The organism is Aureibaculum sp. 2308TA14-22 (assembly GCF_040538665.1).
In the GTDB taxonomy this organism is placed as follows: Bacteria; Bacteroidota; Bacteroidia; order Flavobacteriales; family Flavobacteriaceae; genus Aureibaculum.
Map to the genome: position 1 here is coordinate 922,389 of NZ_JBEWXT010000001.1, position 17,901 is coordinate 940,289.

Sequence of the window (17,901 nt, forward strand, 5' to 3'; positions counted from 1 at the left end):
ACTGTTTATGCTATTCTTTAAATTAAATTTGGTTCTATTTTCCATAGTTTTAATATTATTTGGTTGATTGCTGTCCAATTTTCTTTTTCTGATGCCAGTTCTTTTTTTCCTTTATCACATAGTTTATAGTATTTTCTTTTTCTTCCCGAGTCGCCAATTTTCCAATACGATTGAATAAATTCTTTTTTTTCTAGTTTGTGTAAAACAGGGTATAAAGTACCATCTCCATAGGCTATTTTGCCATTAGAAATATCCTTTACTTTTTTAATAATTTCATAACCGTACGATTCGTTTTTTGATAGGATGGATAGAATAATTGGAATAGAAGAAGCTCCAATTAATTCTTTAGATAGTTTTTCCATAGTTGTTTCTTTGAGAATACAAACATACATAGAAGTTCTATGTATATCAAATATTTTTGATTTTTTTTCTAAATGACGAAATCTCAAGTTTTCATTTTACTTAGTAGTGCAGGATGCTAAGACGAGTTCTTTTTATTTGTTGTCATTAATTTCCATCCTCATTTTTAACAAATCGGGTTGAAGTCCAATTTTTTTGTACGCATTTATAGCACTACTATTGTTAGCATAAACATCTAGCTGAATTTCAGAAATACCTTGAGTCGCTGCCCATGTTATTAATTCATGAGTCAGCTTTCCGTTAATACCTTTTCCTCTATGGTTTGGGGAAACATACATAAACCCCAAATACGCAAATTGATCTGGTTTTTTATAGGATGCAGAATTTTTAATCAATGCATAGCCAGAACCCACAAGTTCATTATTAATTACGGCAACTAGTAGTTGAGCATCATTACTTATGATAAAATCTTCTATATGATAGTAACTTATAGGATCATCTTTTAAATTAGGAGCAAAAGGGCGTTCATATTTAATAAGTTCTTGCTCAAATTGTTTTAAAGTAGTTAGGTCATTTAATGTTGCCTTCCGTATTTGTAAATGCTGTGTATTCAAAGGTATTTTTTAAAGAAAGTTAATAGTTATAAAAGTAATGAAAATATTCAATTTTAGTATTTATTATTTGAATCGCATTGTGTTTGTTTAATCAAATAAGCTTTGTATTTTTACAACTCACGAAACTGTATGAAATGAAAATAGTTATATCTCCAGCAAAGTCATTAGATTTTGAATCTAAAGTGCCTACAAAAAAATATACAGAACCTATTTTTTCTGCCGAAGCTGAAAAACTCAGTACCGTCTTAAAAAAGAAAAGTGCTAAGCAATTATCTAAATTGATGAATATTTCTGATAATTTAGGACAATTGAATTATGAACGGAATCAACAATGGTGTTTGCCTTTTACACCAGAGAATTCTAAGCAGGCTATTTATGCGTTTAATGGTGATGTGTTTAGAGGGTTGGATGTTGCAACAATACCGACAGAAAAATTAGATCAATTACAGGATAAGCTACGGATTATTTCGGGTCAATATGGCTTGTTAAAACCATTAGATTTGATGCAACCTTACCGCCTAGAAATGGGTACACGATTAAAAATAGGTAGAAAGAATAATTTGTATCAGTATTGGGACAACACGATAACTGAAGCCCTAAATGACGAATTGAAAGAAAACGAACCCGTAATCAATTTGGCAAGTACAGAGTACTTTAAAGCGATAAAACCAAAGGTGTTAAAATCACCTATTATTACTCCAGTTTTTAAGGACTTAAAAAACGGTCAATATAAAACTATTATGACTTATGCCAAACTGGCTAGAGGCTATATGGTACGTTATATCATTGATAATGATATCAATACTGTTGAAGAATTAAAAGGTTTTGACACCGAAGGTTATGCTTTTGATGCCAATATGTCTTCTGAAAATGAGTTGGTGTTTACCAGATAGGTATATCAAATAAATTTTGCTAACTTTTAATTCTCCTCCTTTTTCAAGGAGGAGTGGATTTATGTGTGCGGTAGCAAAGCATAAAGACGAGGTGGTTAAACTCTAATTTTTAAAATTACTAGCGATAACTTCTAATACCAGTTCTAAACTTTCGAAAACCATTTTATTCTCGAACCTAGTAATTTTTAATCCTAACTCTTCTAATAAATGTGTTCTTTGTTCATCATAATTTTGTTGGGCAAAATCTAAATGTACCGCTCCATCTAACTCAATAACAAGATTCTCAGAGGCACAGTAAAAATCTACAATGTAATTACCTATACTATGTTGCCTTCTAAATTTTCTCCCTTTTAATTGCTTCCTTTGAAGTGACTTCCACAATACAGCTTCTGCTGATGTCGATTTATTCCGAAGTGCTTTTCTGCGTTCTTCAAGATATTTACGATTATGTAGCTTACTCATTTATTAATTTTTTAACCCCTCCGCCCATTAACTTGCTATTAAATTTAAAACTATCAGCTGGGCACCTCCCCTTGAAAAAAGGGGAGGAATCTTTTATTTAATTACCTCACAAAAACCTGCCCCTCACCAATAGTATTATTTCTGCTCACGGGAAAAACAACAAATGTGGTTCTTTTTTTAATTTTTTTGTAAATATTAAAATGCGTTTCTCCTGTTAAAGCAATAATTTTTGAAGGATTATTAATGTCCATTGCTTCGTCACGATTAAATTTATAGACTAGAAATTTCACAGCTTCTTTAGCTTCGTTTTCGGGCATTACTTTCCATGATAATCTATAATTACGTCTTTTTATTTTAATAATTTCTATATCAGATACAGGTTCAGGAATAAAATTTTCAGCATGATTAGTTGGTGGAGGTAGCGTAGGGTATGGGTAGTAGTTCTTTTTCAAGATTTCATTAATACCAAATGCATTTTTATTAAAACTTTTGGCACTAAAATAAGTAGTGCCTTTTATATTTTTATAGGTTTTGTTGAGGTCTAATTGCTTTTCAATTTCCGTTTTATTTTGTTGTTGCCAAGCTTCGTCTTGTTTATCACCATTTAATCTGTACATGGCCTGCCCTATGTATAAATTGGTATCAAAATTGTTTTTTGACCACCAGTCCACTATTTTTTTATAATCCGCTCTGTCAAAACCAATATGCCAATAAGCTTGAGGCAAAATATAATCGAGCCATCCATTTTTTAGCCATAACAATACATCGGCATATAAGTCATCATAATTTGTTTGCCCAGCATCGGTATCAGAACCTGTCGGATCATCTGCTTTGTTACGCCAAACCCCAAAAGGACTAATGCCAAATTGTACCCAAGGTTTTATAGATTTTATGGTAGTATGCAGCTCTTTGATGATTGTGTTTACATTATCCCTACGCCAATCATCCAATTGATCTGGGTAAAATTTACCGCCATATTTTTTAAAAGCATCCGCATCAGGAAACACTTCGTTTTCTATTTTATAGGGATAAAAATAATCATCAAAATGAATGGCATCCACATCATAATTTTGTACAATATCCGCCACTACTTTATTGGTATAAGTCCTAACTTCAGGTACTCCAGGATTAAAATAAGTAGTATTGCCATAATTTAAAAACCATTCAGGTTTCTCTTTAATAAGAGCCAAGGGAGTTGTAGTGGTTTTTTCATAATTTATTAAAACACGATAGGGATTTAACCATGCATGAAATTCCATTCCCCGTTTATGAGTCTCGGCAATTGCCATAGCCAACGGATCGTAGTACGGTTTTGGCGGACTGTTAACACTATCCGTTAAATAGGCCGACCAAGGTTCGTACTTGGAATTGTAAAAAGCATCTGCCGTAGGTCGGATTTGAAAAATAACGGCATTAAAATTCATGCCCTTGAATTTATCTAATAATTTTATGAGTTCGGCTTTTTGAGTTGCTGGACTAAGGTTTTTCTTACTGGGCCAATCAATATTATTGACTGTAGCTATCCAAACCCCTCTAAATTCGTGATTGATATGTTGAGAAAACACAAATTGAATTGAAAATAAAATAACAATTATTATGTAAACTATTTTTCTAATCATTTTTTTAATTTAACAGTCAGACAAGGCCACATTTACTGCCAATCCACCTGTTGAGGTTTCTTTATAATTGGTATTCATATCCTTTGCTGTTTCCCACATGGTATTAACGACTTTATCTAAAGGTACTTTTGCATTTTTCGGGTCGGTTTCTAAAGCCAATTCCGCGGCATGAATCGCTTTTATGGCCCCCATTGAATTGCGTTCAATACAAGGTACTTGTACCAATCCAGCAATGGGGTCACAAGTCAATCCCAAATGATGCTCCATAGCAATTTCGGCAGCTATCAATACCTGTTCTGGTGAGCCGCCCAAAATCTCTGTCAACGCTCCTGCGGCCATAGCTGCGGAAACACCTATTTCTGCTTGGCAGCCGCCCATTGCAGCTGAAATGGTCGCTCCTTTTTTAAAAATACTGCCAATTTCTCCAGCAACCAACAAGAATTTTTTGATATGCTCAAAATCGGCATCGTGGTTTTCTATGACCAAATAATACATCAATACTGCTGGGATTACCCCAGCACTTCCGTTGGTTGGAGCGGTAACTACACGACCTAATGAGGCGTTAACCTCATTTACGCTCAAAGCAAAGCAACTTACCCATTTTAGTATTTGACGGAATTTAACTTCCGTTTTTCGAATAGCTTCCAACCATTCCTGTGGATTGTTATATAAAGAAACACCTATTAAGTTTTTGTGCGTATCAAAAGCACGTCGTCTCACATTGAGTCCGCCAGGCAAATTACCCTCCGTATGACAGCCAATGTACATACATTCAAGCATGGTGTTCCAGATACGATTGAATTCATGATCGATTTTTTCAGGAGTTCTAATGGATTTTTCATTTTCTAAAACAACTTCTGATATGGTTAAGTCAAGATCTTTACAATAGGCCAGTAATTCCGCTCCCAACTTTATAGGGTAAGGAAACGTATTTAAAAATATTTCTTTGTTCTTTTTTGCGTTTTTTCGTTCTTTTTTTACCACAAAACCACCACCAATAGAGTAGAGGGTAGAACTACTTTTCTTATTATCAATTATAGCGGTAAACTTCATTCCATTGGCATGAAAAGGTAAAAATTTTCTATTAAAAACAATGTCGGTCTCGGTATTAAAAGGAATTTGCTTTTCATTATTAAAAGCCAGAGTCTTATTGTTTTTAATAGCGGCGATGATGGTTTCAATACTTTCGGTGGGTATGGTTTCCGGATCGGCACCGCTTAAACCGAGCAATAAGGCATAATCCGTTGCATGTCCTTTTCCCGTTAAGGACAAAGAACCGTATAAATCAACTGCAATTTTTTCGACTTTTTCGAATTTATCAGACGTTTTCAATTCTTTTATCCATCGCTCTGCGGCACGCCAGGGGCCCAAGGTATGAGAACTCGAAGGGCCTACACCAATTTTTAGCATATCAAAAACCGAAACACACTCCATTATTTTATTGTTAGAATATTAACAATCAAAAATAGATAAAACATAATGATTATTTAGGAGTAAAGATTAAAAAATTGATAGTTATAAATGTCTCAAAATTAGTAGAAATCTGCCACTCTGTCATTATTATATAAAAAATGCTGTCAAAACCCAATAAAATTAGCGTTGGCATAAAGATTGACTATTTAGAAACAGTAATCAAAAATTATAGTCAAAAATTAAATACATATAAATTATGAGTAAAATTATAGGAATAGATTTAGGAACAACCAACTCATGTGTTTCTGTTATGGAAGGTAACGAGCCGGTAGTAATTCCTAATGCAGAAGGTAAAAGAACAACACCTTCTATTGTAGCATTTGTTGAAGGTGGCGAACGCAAAATTGGCGACCCTGCTAAAAGACAAGCAGTAACTAATCCTACAAAAACGGTATATTCTATTAAGCGTTTTATGGGTAATAAATATTCTGAATCTAAAAAAGAAGCAGAACGTGTACCTTATAAAGTGGTTAAAGGAGATAACGATACCCCAAGAGTTGATATTGATGGTAGAATGTACACGCCTCAAGAAATATCTGCTATGGTATTGCAAAAAATGAAAAAAACAGCCGAAGACTATTTAGGTCATGAGGTTAAAGAAGCAGTAGTAACTGTACCTGCTTATTTTAATGATGCTCAACGGCAAGCTACTAAAGAAGCTGGTGAGATTGCAGGTTTAAAAGTAAGCCGAATTATAAATGAGCCTACTGCTGCGGCATTAGCTTATGGTTTGGATAAATCTGGAGAAGATAAAAAAATTGCTGTTTATGATTTAGGTGGTGGTACTTTTGATATCTCTATCCTAGAAATTGGTGATGGTGTTTTTGAAGTGCTATCTACAAATGGAGACACACATTTAGGTGGTGATGATTTTGACCAAGTTATAATCGACTGGTTGGCAGAAGAGTTTAAGAAAGATGAAAATATGGATCTTAGAAAAGATCCCATGGCATTACAACGTTTAAAAGAAGCTGCTGAAAAAGCGAAAATAGAATTATCATCAAGTACACAAACGGAGATCAATTTACCTTATGTTACTGCAACTGCTAGTGGCCCTAAACACTTGGTAAGAACATTGACTAGAGCAGCTTTTGAAAAGTTAGCAGATGATTTGGTAAAGCGTTCTATGACTCCTGTGGCAAAAGCCTTAAAAGATGCTGATTTATCTACCAAAGATATTGATGAAGTAATTTTAGTAGGTGGTTCTACTCGTATTCCTAGAATTCAAGAAGAAGTAAAAAAATTCTTTGGAAAAGATCCTCATAAAGGAGTAAACCCAGATGAAGTAGTTGCTGTAGGTGCGGCTATACAAGGTGGTGTTTTGACAGGCGATGTTAAAGATGTATTGTTGTTGGATGTTACTCCATTGTCTTTAGGTATTGAAACTATGGGTAATGTAATGACTAAATTAATTGAGGCTAATACGACTATCCCTACTAAAAAATCACAAGTATTTTCAACTGCTGCTGATAATCAACCTTCGGTAGAAATTCATGTGTTACAAGGTGAACGTGCAATGGCGGGAGATAACAAAACAATTGGCCGTTTTCATCTAGATGGAATTCCACCTGCACCAAGAGGCGTACCTCAAATTGAAGTAACTTTTGATATTGATGCTAATGGTATAATCAATGTATCTGCTAAAGATAAAGGTACAGGTAAAGAGCATAACATCCGTATTGAAGCATCTTCAGGATTATCAGAAGAAGAAATCAAAAAGATGAAAGCTGATGCCGAGGCCAATGCCGATGCGGATAAACAAGCAAAAGAAACTGCTGAAAAAATCAACGGTGCTGATGCTATGATTTTCCAAACGGAAAAACAATTAAAAGAGTTTGGAGATAAATTATCTGCTGATAAAAAAGAACCAATAGAGTCTGCGTTGGAGGAATTGAAAAAAGCACATGAATCTAAAGATTTGGCACAAATAGATGCTGCCATGGAAACGATAAATGAAGCTTGGAAAGTAGCCTCTGAAGAAATGTACAAAGCACAACAAGAAGCTGGCGGTGCTACTGCTGATGCAGGAGATGCTACTGGAACCGAAGGTTCGGCCACGGAAGGAGATGATGTGCAAGATGTAGATTTTGAAGAAGTAAAAGAAGATTAATTTAATAGTAATTAATTATAACAAAAATCCCGTTTCAAGCATTGAAACGGGATTTTTTTGTTTTGATCCGATTAGTATCGGAAACTATATATAAGTATTTAGCTGGGTTAATTTCTTTTGTTGAGTAATATAACTTTAAAAGTTTTAGTTTATTATATCTAACGATAAAATAATTGTGTAAAATAATAAGTACCTTCAGAATTTTGTATTGCTGCAATACCAGTATGGGTAAAATTACCTTCAATGTTTTCCTTATGGCCAGAACTATTTAACCAAGCAGTTACTACTTTTTGAGCAGTATTATAACCATAAGCAACATTTTCTCCTGTACCTTTTGCATTTTCATTTCTTTTCAGATTTTCAGTTCGTGCTTTAAAATTATCATGACTGATTTTATCTTGTGCAATCATATATTTGCTATGGTCAATAGCCAAATTGTCGGCAGTAGTATTTCTTGATAATTTTTCAAGCCCTTTACTTTCTCTATGAGCATTTACCAATGTTAAAATTTCATCGGTAATACTAGTTTCTACAATTATTTCATCACTTTCATCTTCAGAGCATCCCGTTATTGAGAAAATCATCAAAATAACTAAACCGTATTTTAAAAAATTTGTTTTCATGGGTTTAAGTTCTTAAAGTTAGCTTGATATATAACTCAAAAATATAAAATTTAGTATATGGTTTTTTATTAGATAGCAGTAATTACAGGGCGTCCTATATATAAAGAGAACATCTTATTGAGCAAAATAATTTGTAATTTAAACGCAAAAAAGTTACTATTTTAACTCAGACTCCTCTGTCAAAATCCATTACCTTTGCCAGCATTAAAATTAAAAATTACTTGAACCTTAAAGCGTACACATCAGAATTTAGATATAATTTGAAATTGGCATACCCAGTTATGTTGGGTATGATAGGCCATACATTGGTTAGTTTTATCGATAATATTATGGTGGGTCAGCTAGGTACTGCTGAGTTGGCAGCAGTATCTTTGGGTAATAGTTTCGTTTTTATCGCTATGAGTTTAGGCATAGGGTTTTCAACCGCTATAACACCATTAGTTGCAGAAGCTGACGGTGAAAAAAATATCGAAAAAGGCAAACAGGCCTTTAACCATGGATTGATTTTGTGTACCATTTTGGGAGTTGCTTTATTTTTAATGATTCTGGCAATAAAGCCATTGATGTATCATATGGATCAGCCAGCAGAAGTGGTTGACTTAGCCATGCCCTATTTGAATTTGGTTGCGTTTTCTTTGGTTCCTCTAATAATGTTTCAAGGATTTAAACAATTTGCAGATGGTTTGTCACAAACCAAATATGCTATGTATGCTACTATTTTGGCAAATGTTATAAACGTTGTGCTAAATTATGTGTTGATTTTTGGAAAATTTGGGTTCCCAGAAATGGGCATTATCGGTGCGGCCATTGGTACATTAGTTTCAAGAGTGGTTATGTTGGCTTATATATGGTTACTGTTAAAATCTAAAGAAAAGTTTAAACCTTATTTTGAACGGTTTAGTTTTAGTAATGTCAAAAAGACAATTTTAAGAAAAATTATAAATCTTGGCTTTCCATCGGCTTTACAAATGTTTTTTGAAGTTGCCATATTTACTGCAGCCATATGGTTAAGCGGAGTATTGGGGAAAAATCCTCAGGCGGCAAATCAAATTGCATTAAACTTATCGTCAATGACATTTATGGTAGCAATGGGGTTAAGCGTTACTGCTATGATTAGGGTCGGTAACCAAAAAGGATTAAAAAGCTTTAAGGAATTACGACGTATTGCATTTTCTATTTTCTTATTGACTTTCTTTTTAGATATTATTTTCGCATTGATATTTATGATATTCAATCAAGAGTTACCCAAAATATATGTTGATGAACATGATATGTTGAATCAAATTGATAACCTTGAAGTAATAAGCATTGCAGCCAAATTATTATTAGTATCAGCAGTTTTTCAAATATCTGATGGATTGCAAGTTGTAGTTTTAGGTGCTTTGAGGGGTTTGCAAGATGTGAAAATACCAACGGTAATTACTTTTATTGCTTATTGGTTAATTGGTTTTCCTATTTCTTACTTTTTAGGAAAAGAAGATATGTACGGCAGCGTTGGTATTTGGCTAGGGTTGTTAGCAGGCTTAACCGCGTCCGGAATATTATTGTATATTCGATTTAATTATTTGACCAAAAAATTAATTCATCAAACAATTTAGTAAATGGGCATTGTTTTTAAACAATCTTTTACCAACACTCTTATTTTATTTTTAGGATTTGCCATAGGAGGAACAAATGTCCTGTTTTTATACACGCACTTTCTACATGAAGATTATTATGGTTTAAACACCTTTTTACTCTCAACAGCAAATATTCTAATGCCATTGTTGGTGTTGGGCATGCAGCACACTATTGTTAAATTTTTTACATCCTACAAAACAAAATATGAGCAAGATCAATTTTTAACCACTTCATTAGTGTTGCCATTATTGGTTATTGTTCCGTTAGCTTTTATAGGTGCTTTATTTTATGAGAATATTGCTGGTTGGTTATCAAAAGAGAACGCCATAATTAAACCGTACACTTACCTTATTTTTTTGACAGCTGTTTTTATGGGATACTTTGAAGTATTTTATGCGTTCAGCAAAGTACAATACCAATCTGTTTTTGGAAATTTTTTAAGAGAAATCTTTTCTCGTATATGTACTACATTTTTATTAATAGCCGTTTATATGCAGTGGATAACCGATGTGGAGTTTATTTATGCTATAGTCATAGTATATGCCATTAGAATGCTGATTATGCTGTTTTCTGCATTTAGACTATACACACCGGAGTTTGTTTTTAAATTTCCCCAAAACGCTAAAGAGATTTTATCCTACTCTTTCTATATTATTTTGGCAGGATCGGCAAGTGGTATTTTATTAGATATTGATAAATTTATGATTCCACAGCTCGAACAAATTGCTGAGGTTGCCTATTATGCTGTAGGTATTTATATAGCTTCAGTTATTGCCATTCCGTCTAGGGCAATGCAACAAATTATCAATCCACTTACGGCTAAGGAACTCAATGATAACAATTTAATGGAAGTCGCAAGTCTATATAGAAAAAGCTCAATAACACTACTCGTGGCTGGTGGATTACTCTTTTTACTAATCAATTTGAACATACAAGACTTATATGCATTCATTAATAAACCAGAATATGCAGTAGGAGGAATGATCGTTTTAATGATTTCAATTTCGGAGCTCTATAAGCTAGCATTGGGCACCAATGGGGCAATCTTGACCAATTCTAATCACTATAAAGTATTTTTCTATTTCTCTATAGCCATGGCCTTAAGTGTCATCTTTTTAAATAGATGGTTAATTCAGGTAATGGGTATTAATGGTGCAGCCTTGGCAACCTTAATAGTGGTTTTGGCTTTCAGTACTTTTAAGATTATTTATATTCAATTAAAATTGGATATGCAGCCTTTTACGAAAAAAACGGTACTTGTTTTAGCTATAATTTCAATATTGTTTTTTGTGTTTTACTTTCTAATATTACCCTTTCATCCCTTGGTAAATATGATTGTGAAATCTATTTTATTAAGTATTGTGTATACCGTTTTAATTTACAAATTAAACATTTCTGAAGATATTAATAGTCTAATTAATAAATACATTAGAAGGTAAATGACATTTATATCACACTTTTTATTGGGCTTTATTTCTGCATTTGTAGGTTTGCTGGCACCGGGTATGCTAAACATGACTGCAGTTAGAACTACCATAGAACAAGGAAAAAAAGCTGGATTAATATTTTCAATAGGAGCGGCTATTGTTGTATTTATTCAAGTCTCCATTGCTTTGGTTTTTGCCAGCTATCTAAGTCAAAACCCTAATGTATTGGATAATTTGAGGATTGCTGCTATAATCGTATTTTTTGTTTTAGCAGTGTTTTTCTTTATACAGACCAAAAGAAATTCAAAAATCAAAGGAAAAACAAAAAAAGGGAATTTATTTTTTATCGGGGTTTTAATGTCGTCGATTAACATGTTGGCCATTCCTTTTTATTTTGGCTTAGCTACTTATTTTTCGGCCCACGGACAGTTGATTATAGAAAAACCTTACATTTTATTGTTTGTAATTGGATCAGTCTTGGGTTCATTTTTGCTGTTTTTTGTTTATGTAACTTTTGCGGGTATAATTTCCAAAAAAGCTAAGTTTATTGCCATGAACATTAATTATATTTTAAGTGGGCTGTTTTTGGTTTTAGGATTTATCGCTCTTTTAAGAAGTTAGATTGGAAAAAATAGCATTCAATTTTCAAATAAAGGCATTACCAATAAAATCCGTAAATTAATTATTATATTTGCGACTAAAGGTCAAAATTTTAATATGATTGATGCTATAGAAAATAATTTAAAAAGAGGGGTTCGACTTTTAAATGCAATAAACGACACTCAATATAGCAACACGTCTGTTCAGCCTTATCATTCAAGTATAGGTATTCATATGCGTCATATATTAGACGTATTTGATTGTATTTTTTGTGGACTAGAAACGAAACAAATTAATCTTTCTGAAAGAAAACGTAACGAATTGGCCGAGCAAAAAACCGTTATGGGTTTGGCATATTTTGATGAAATTATCAACAAACTGGAACGATTGAACACTACTGATTTGGATCAGGTAGTTGAGGTTTCAGACGATTTAGGATTGGGCATGGTAACTACTAAATATACCTTAGCCTCTATTTTGGTACAAGCCCACAGTCATGCCATACATCATTTTGCCAGTATTGGTTATATTATTTCACAATTAGGCATTGAATTACCCGATGTTGATTTTGGATATAACCCAACTACACCAAAAACAGCTGAAAACTTCAAATAGTTGTTTTATTAAGTCTGGTAATTTTTTTTGAATATTTTCTTAGAAAAGACAGTTCTTTTAAAGAAGGTTGGAGCGGAGGATATGAAACATTAAAATCATCGTGGTTCTTTCTCGCAATTGTATTCATTATTTGCCAATGATTAAAAATACTTTTTAAGGATGCAAAATAATTACCTTTGTCAGAATCGTAAATGTGTGTTGGTTCTGAAATGATTCCATTAAGCTCAAGTACTTTAAAATTTTCTCCTTTTTTTAATTTTTCCAGTGATTCATATTTTATATCAAAGCGGCCGTAATAAAAACCTGATATATTTTCTGTTAATTTATCTAAAAAATGTACCAGCTCAGTATCTATTAAATGATTTCCATTTATAAACTGAGTACCTTTTGAATGGTTTCCTATAACAGTTAGTTTTATAACTTCACCTTTTTTTGGAATGTTAAAGAATTTTTCTTGATGTAATTTCTCGAATATTTTATAGTATAAAAATGCACGTTTATCTTCTAAAATTAATTTTGACAAATTGTCAACTCCATTTCCTTTAACGGTTATAAATTTTTTTAAGGTTACTGATGTAATTTTCCCTTTAGTTTCTTCTGGAATTTTATAATAAAATAATCCTATTTCTTTTTCGTAACCCACATATTCTTGTAAAATAATAGCAATGGTATTCTTTTTAAGATAATTTTCTAAATCAGTTTGATTATTAATTTTTTTAACTAAATAGCCTCGAAAACCAATGTCGGGTTTTGCTATTAGCGGAAACAGAATATCGGCTTTTAACAATAATTTTAAAACAGAATTAAACTCAGTTTCTGGCAGAATTAAAATTGATTTTGGACTGTATGCCTTGGGTAACAATTGTAATGTTTTTGATTTTGACTCAGTACCTATACCTGAATATTTAATTGCAGGATTAACTATTAATGGAAGAGTTAAATTTTTAGCTCTTATGGCTTTATATAAGAAATATGGTAATAACGGAGCGTAAAATAAAAAAGTTGGCCAATGTTCAGAATGGAAAAGTTTTGTAAAGAAAATCTTAGCTTTTATCATTTTCACTTTTCCTATCAAATAAAAATCTAGAAATTTTAATAAGCCCAAAAGCAGTTGTTAAAATTGCGGCAAGACCTAAAACAATTCCTAAAACCAACAATAAATAAGTGTCGTCTTTTTTTACTGCTTTAAAACCAATGGTAATGAGTATAGGAGCAAAAAATAATAAGGGTAGGGCAATGCCTAAATATTTAAGTGCACCAAATAATGTAGGTTTATTAGTACTCACGAGTATAATTATTTATGGCATTTCTAACATTGCCATGTTTTTTTATAAGCTCTTCAGCCAACGCTCTGTCAATATCAAGTTCTTTCATTAGCATTTTATGACCTCTGTCCACTAGCTTGTTATTAGAAAGCTGCATGTCAACCATTTTATTGCCCTTAACTTTACCTAATTGTATCATGGTTGTTGTGGTAATCATATTAAGGATAAGTTTTTGAGCTGTACCCGCTTTCATACGTGAGCTTCCGGTAACAAATTCAGGCCCAACCACCACCACTATTGGATATGCTGCTGTCAAAGCTAATGGGCTATCTTCGTTGCATGTAATACAGCCTGTAATAATATTGTTTTTGTTACATTCTTCAAGTGCAGCAATAACATAAGGAGTTGTCCCTGAAGCCGCAATACCTACCACAACATCTTTATCAGAAATTTGATGTTCTTGTAAATCTTTCCAACCCTGAGTAGTAGAGTCTTCGGCATGTTCTACAGATTTCCTTATAGCAAAGTCTCCTCCAGCTATTAAACCTACTACCAATGTAGATGGAACACCAAATGTTGGCGGACATTCAGAAGCATCTAAAATACCCAAACGACCACTTGTTCCTGCTCCAATATAAAATAAACGTCCTCCTTTTTTTAGTTTTAAAACAATTTGCTCAACCAATTTTTCTATTTGAGGTAATACTCTTTCAACAGCATTGGGTACGGTTTTGTCTTCGGTATTTATATTGGTAAGTAATTCATTAATACTCATCTTTTCCAGATGATTATAATTGGAGTCTTGTTCAGTAGTTTTGGTAAAATTCATATACTATTATGGTTGGTACGTTTTTCCAAAAGTACATATTTTTTTACTATTGTAAATTCAAAAATTACTGAATAACATAAGTAGTCTCATCAACTTCAGATAATCTAAAATAACCAAGGGGAAAGTTTTCTTTATTTGTAGTGTTTACACAATTACCTCTAACTGTAGCTGGTTGCGTTTCAAATGGACCACCACCTTCTTCACTTGTCTGCTGCAATAAAATAAACATAAATTCATAAAAGTGGCTAGAAGTACCGTAAGTTCTAATTTTTATTTCAGTACCAATTTCTAAATCTTCACTAGAATAGTAAGCAAAAACCTCATTTCCGTTTACAAATTCATCTTTAAAAACCTCTAGTGTGGGTAGGGTAGGTATATCATCTGAAAACTCAAGAAGATAGTAATTATCTTCATCAATAGGGTCTTGGGTGTAGGCCTTAATTTCATAGTCTTCAGCCAAAAATCCACCACCTTTGCTTTGCTCTACACGTATAATAGGACTTACCGATTTTAAAGTTTCAGTAGCCGTATAGGTTTCATTGTTGTAAATAACGGTAAGCTGATAAGTTTCATCAATAACAGGGTTAAAATTGTTGTTAATGTAAATTCCGGTATTACCGTCTTCATTAAAAAGAAACACAACATTTTGAGAATTGGTAACTTTGACCTGTGCTCCATTGGCGGGGGGCACCTCATCATTAAAATAGGGTGCAGAAAGCGTCAGTTTAATAGCTTGATTGTTGCCCGTGGTACCCTTTAACCAATTAATTGATGCATCAATAATCAGTTTAGGTTCTGATTGTGGCAAATCCACAACTATAACATCTTCACAAGAGATAAAACCAATCAATGCAATTAAAAGAACTATTTTTTTCATGTGTTTAAATTTTTTCAATGTAACCAATACTCATTATGGACTAAAATTTAAAATTATATGATATAGACGGTACAATACCAAAAATAGATAATCTTGTAGCTTCGTTTACACCAGTTTCGTTATTAGTACCAAAACTTACTGAGGCTGCATTCCTTCTATTATAAACATTATAAACACCAAAAACCCATTCACTTTGCCAACCTTTATTTTTATTAGGTTTTGGCGTATAATTGGCCGAAATATCTAGGCGATGATAATTTGGTAATCTAAATTCGTTTCTACCAGTATAACTTGGAATAGTAATACCATTATACAAATATTGTGCATTGGGATAGGTGGTGGGTTGCCCCGTTTGAAATAGAAAATTGGAATTAAATGTCCATTTTTTGTTCAGTTCGTAACTTGCTGTTAAAGAAATATCATGGGTTTTATCATATCCCGTTTTATACCATTTTCCGTTATTTATGCCTAACTCTGAAGTCGTTCTTCCTGGAGTTTGTTGCTCAGATTTTGATAATGTATAAGCCAACCAACCTTTTAATCTACCTTCGTTTTTTCGTAATAAAAGTTCTAATCCGTATGCTCTTGCTTTACCGTTTAGAATAACTTGCTCAATAGCATTATTAGCAATTAAATCAGCACCATCTATATAATCAATTCGGTTTTTAATGTCTTTATAAAAACTTTCTACTTCAATGGAGTATTTATCGTCATTAAAACTCTTAAAATAACCAATAGCATACTGATTCAATAATTGAGGTTTGATGTATTTGCCACTAGGCGTCCAAACATCTAAGGGCGTTGGCGAACTGGTATTTGATAACAGATGCAAATATTGACTCATTCTATTGTAACTGGCTTTAACAGATGACACATCGTTTAATTGATATGCCAGAGAAAATCTGGGTTCTAAATTGCCGAAAGATTTTATGGTTTTACTTCTTTTAAACGATTCGGTTCCAATAGGTAAGGCTTTTTCATAAATTTGAAGTTCTTCATTAAATGTTATCGCTTCATCATTTGTATAAGTGTTCAGTTCGTCTTGTCCCAATCTTAAAAAGGAGCTGTATCTTAAACCATAAGACAATGCTAACTTAGGTGTTACTTGATGTTCGGCATCAAGGTACAGAGCATTTTCAAATGCATATTTATCAATTAATTTAAACTCGTTAATCCCCGAAGTAGGAGTAGAAGGTTCTATTTTACCAGGATTAAATTTGTAATAAATACTATTTAGACCATACTCTAATTTGAATTTATCATTCAGATAATGTTTAAAATCATATTTAACATTTAAGTTTTGTATACCCGAATTCCAATTGAATTCGACCAAATTCAATTTTAATCCATAATAATAATCTGAATAAATCAGAGAAACATTAGAAAATAACTTGTCAGAAAATAAATGATTCCACCTAAAATTAACAACGGTGTTTCCATAAGTATTTTCAAAACTGTCCGAGATACTGAACACATCCCTACCAAAATACCCAGATAAGTAAATATTATTGTTTGGATTGATTTTATAGCTTAATTTAGTGTTCAAATCGTAAAAATAGGCCACATTGTCAAGATCAAACAGAGGTAAAAATAAATGGGCATAAGAAGTTCTTCCGCCCAATAAAAAAGAGCCTTTATTTTTTTTAAGCGGACCTTCTAGCAACAATCTACTAGATACAATTCCGATACCTCCGTTGGCATGAAATTTTTTGCTGTTTCCTTCCTTCTGGTAAATGTCCAATACCGAAGAAACTCTACCGCCATAACGGGCAGGGATACCACCTTTATAGAGCTTTAAATCTTTAATAGCATCAGGATTAAAAACAGAAAAGAAACCAAATAAATGTGACGAATTGTAAATTGTAGCTTCATCTAATAAAATTAAATTTTGATCTACTGCACCGCCACGCACATTAAAACCCGAAGAACCTTCTCCGGCATTGGTAACTCCTGGTAGCAAAGTAATTGACTTGATAACATCTACTTCGCCCAATACAACAGGAATTTGTTTTATGGTTGCGGAAGTCAATGCATTTACACTCATCTGAGGTTTTCTGATATTTAATTTCTCTACATTCTCTTTAATAATAACCTCATCTAACGTTTCAGAAGTTTCTTCTAAACTAAAATTTTTAGAGATATCTTTATCCAAAGTTATCGTTGTTCTAATATCTTTAAAGCCTACATAGCTTATTAAAACAGCGTAAGTTCCTTCGGGTATGGTTATCGAGTAAAAACCATATTCATTAGTAACAGTACCAGTTTGTAATTCAGAAAATATAATATTAACACCTATAAGTGTTTCGTTACTAGACGCTTCTGATATTGTACCACTTAACGTGAATTTTTCTTGTGCGGAAAGAATAGCTACTTGAAAAAATAATAGAAGTGCAATTAATTTAAGTTTGTTCAAATTTTCTTATTTTCAGGCAAAAATATTAAAAATAGCTACGTTGAAGTAGCTTTTAACTTTTATTTAATACATAGGCAATTCCAATAAATAGAATAAACTCA

General features: G+C 32.7%; 17 protein-coding genes. 6 read left to right on the forward strand and 11 right to left on the reverse strand.

Features of this window, described 5'->3' with window-relative positions:
* Positions 1 to 17 precede the first annotated feature (17 nt).
* Together U5A88_RS04100 and U5A88_RS04105 are read right to left on the reverse strand one after the other, a co-directional pair.
* Positions 18 to 362, reverse strand: a complete 345-nt coding sequence (locus tag U5A88_RS04100) for a PadR family transcriptional regulator (protein WP_354204007.1) — start codon at positions 360 to 362, stop codon at positions 18 to 20.
* A gap of 132 nt (positions 363 to 494) precedes the next feature.
* Positions 495 to 974 carry a GNAT family N-acetyltransferase gene (locus U5A88_RS04105; protein ID WP_354204009.1) on the reverse strand — a complete coding sequence of 160 codons (480 nt, stop codon included), beginning with the start codon at positions 972 to 974 and terminating at the stop codon, positions 495 to 497.
* A gap of 134 nt (positions 975 to 1,108) precedes the next feature.
* Here U5A88_RS04105 and yaaA point away from each other — a divergent pair, with 134 nt between their 5' ends.
* Entirely contained in the window at positions 1,109 to 1,867 is a 759-nt protein-coding gene (gene yaaA, locus U5A88_RS04110; protein WP_354204010.1) for a peroxide stress protein YaaA, read from the forward strand.
* A gap of 102 nt (positions 1,868 to 1,969) precedes the next feature.
* Here yaaA and U5A88_RS04115 read toward each other — a convergent pair whose 3' ends face one another.
* The 3 genes from U5A88_RS04115 to U5A88_RS04125 form a co-directional block, all read right to left on the reverse strand.
* The gene (locus U5A88_RS04115; protein WP_354204012.1) at positions 1,970 to 2,329 is read right to left on the reverse strand and encodes an endonuclease domain-containing protein; all 360 of its coding nucleotides are present in this window, start codon (positions 2,327 to 2,329) and stop codon (positions 1,970 to 1,972) included.
* A 101-nt stretch (positions 2,330 to 2,430) separates the two neighbouring features.
* On the reverse strand, positions 2,431 to 3,948 hold the full coding sequence (locus tag U5A88_RS04120; RefSeq protein ID WP_354204014.1) for a glycoside hydrolase family 10 protein: 1,518 nt from the start codon (positions 3,946 to 3,948) through the stop codon (positions 2,431 to 2,433).
* A gap of 9 nt (positions 3,949 to 3,957) precedes the next feature.
* Complete coding sequence (locus tag U5A88_RS04125; RefSeq protein WP_354204016.1) at positions 3,958 to 5,382, reverse strand: L-serine ammonia-lyase; 1,425 nt, start codon at positions 5,380 to 5,382, stop codon at positions 3,958 to 3,960.
* Between the two features lie 235 nt (positions 5,383 to 5,617).
* Here U5A88_RS04125 and dnaK point away from each other — a divergent pair, with 235 nt between their 5' ends.
* Positions 5,618 to 7,531 carry a molecular chaperone DnaK gene (gene dnaK / locus U5A88_RS04130; RefSeq protein WP_354204018.1) on the forward strand — a complete coding sequence of 638 codons (1,914 nt, stop codon included), beginning with the start codon at positions 5,618 to 5,620 and terminating at the stop codon, positions 7,529 to 7,531.
* Positions 7,532 to 7,689: 158 nt separating this feature from the next.
* Here dnaK and U5A88_RS04135 read toward each other — a convergent pair whose 3' ends face one another.
* Positions 7,690 to 8,154, reverse strand: coding sequence for a CAP domain-containing protein (locus U5A88_RS04135; RefSeq protein ID WP_354204020.1), 465 nt, complete (start codon positions 8,152 to 8,154; stop codon positions 7,690 to 7,692).
* Between the two features lie 221 nt (positions 8,155 to 8,375).
* On the opposite strand from U5A88_RS04135, the gene U5A88_RS04140 reads away from it, so the two are divergent.
* The 4 genes from U5A88_RS04140 (at position 8,376) to U5A88_RS04155 (ending at position 12,416) form a co-directional block, all read left to right on the forward strand.
* Positions 8,376 to 9,752, forward strand: coding sequence for an MATE family efflux transporter (locus U5A88_RS04140; RefSeq protein ID WP_354204022.1), 1,377 nt, complete (start codon positions 8,376 to 8,378; stop codon positions 9,750 to 9,752).
* Between the two features lie 3 nt (positions 9,753 to 9,755).
* Positions 9,756 to 11,213: an oligosaccharide flippase family protein gene (locus tag U5A88_RS04145; RefSeq protein WP_354204024.1), complete on the forward strand. Its 1,458-nt coding sequence runs from the start codon at positions 9,756 to 9,758 to the stop codon at positions 11,211 to 11,213.
* Positions 11,214 to 11,822 carry a LysE family translocator gene (locus U5A88_RS04150; protein ID WP_354204026.1) on the forward strand — a complete coding sequence of 203 codons (609 nt, stop codon included), beginning with the start codon at positions 11,214 to 11,216 and terminating at the stop codon, positions 11,820 to 11,822. It begins immediately after the preceding gene.
* 96 nt (positions 11,823 to 11,918) lie between these two features.
* A complete protein-coding gene (locus U5A88_RS04155; protein ID WP_354204028.1) occupies positions 11,919 to 12,416 on the forward strand; it encodes a DinB family protein in 498 nt (165 codons plus the stop codon).
* Here the strand turns inward: U5A88_RS04155 and U5A88_RS04160 are convergent.
* The 5 genes from U5A88_RS04160 to U5A88_RS04180 form a co-directional block, all read right to left on the reverse strand.
* The gene (locus tag U5A88_RS04160; RefSeq protein ID WP_354204030.1) at positions 12,409 to 13,473 is read right to left on the reverse strand and encodes an ATP-grasp domain-containing protein; all 1,065 of its coding nucleotides are present in this window, start codon (positions 13,471 to 13,473) and stop codon (positions 12,409 to 12,411) included. The two genes, U5A88_RS04155 and U5A88_RS04160, sit on opposite strands and share 8 nt — an antisense overlap.
* Positions 13,460 to 13,702, reverse strand: coding sequence for a DUF6095 family protein (locus tag U5A88_RS04165; RefSeq protein WP_354204032.1), 243 nt, complete (start codon positions 13,700 to 13,702; stop codon positions 13,460 to 13,462). The genes U5A88_RS04160 and U5A88_RS04165 overlap by 14 nt, the downstream gene beginning before the upstream one ends.
* Positions 13,692 to 14,510, reverse strand: coding sequence for an N-acetylmuramic acid 6-phosphate etherase (murQ, locus tag U5A88_RS04170; RefSeq protein ID WP_354204034.1), 819 nt, complete (start codon positions 14,508 to 14,510; stop codon positions 13,692 to 13,694). Before murQ ends, U5A88_RS04165 begins: the two co-directional genes overlap by 11 nt.
* Positions 14,511 to 14,574: 64 nt before the next feature.
* Positions 14,575 to 15,387 carry a DUF4249 domain-containing protein gene (locus U5A88_RS04175; protein ID WP_354204036.1) on the reverse strand — a complete coding sequence of 271 codons (813 nt, stop codon included), beginning with the start codon at positions 15,385 to 15,387 and terminating at the stop codon, positions 14,575 to 14,577.
* Positions 15,388 to 15,427: 40 nt separating this feature from the next.
* Positions 15,428 to 17,800 (reverse strand): TonB-dependent receptor, encoded by a 2,373-nt coding sequence (locus U5A88_RS04180; protein ID WP_354204037.1) that lies wholly within the window; start codon positions 17,798 to 17,800, stop codon positions 15,428 to 15,430.
* Positions 17,801 to 17,901 lie beyond the last annotated feature (101 nt).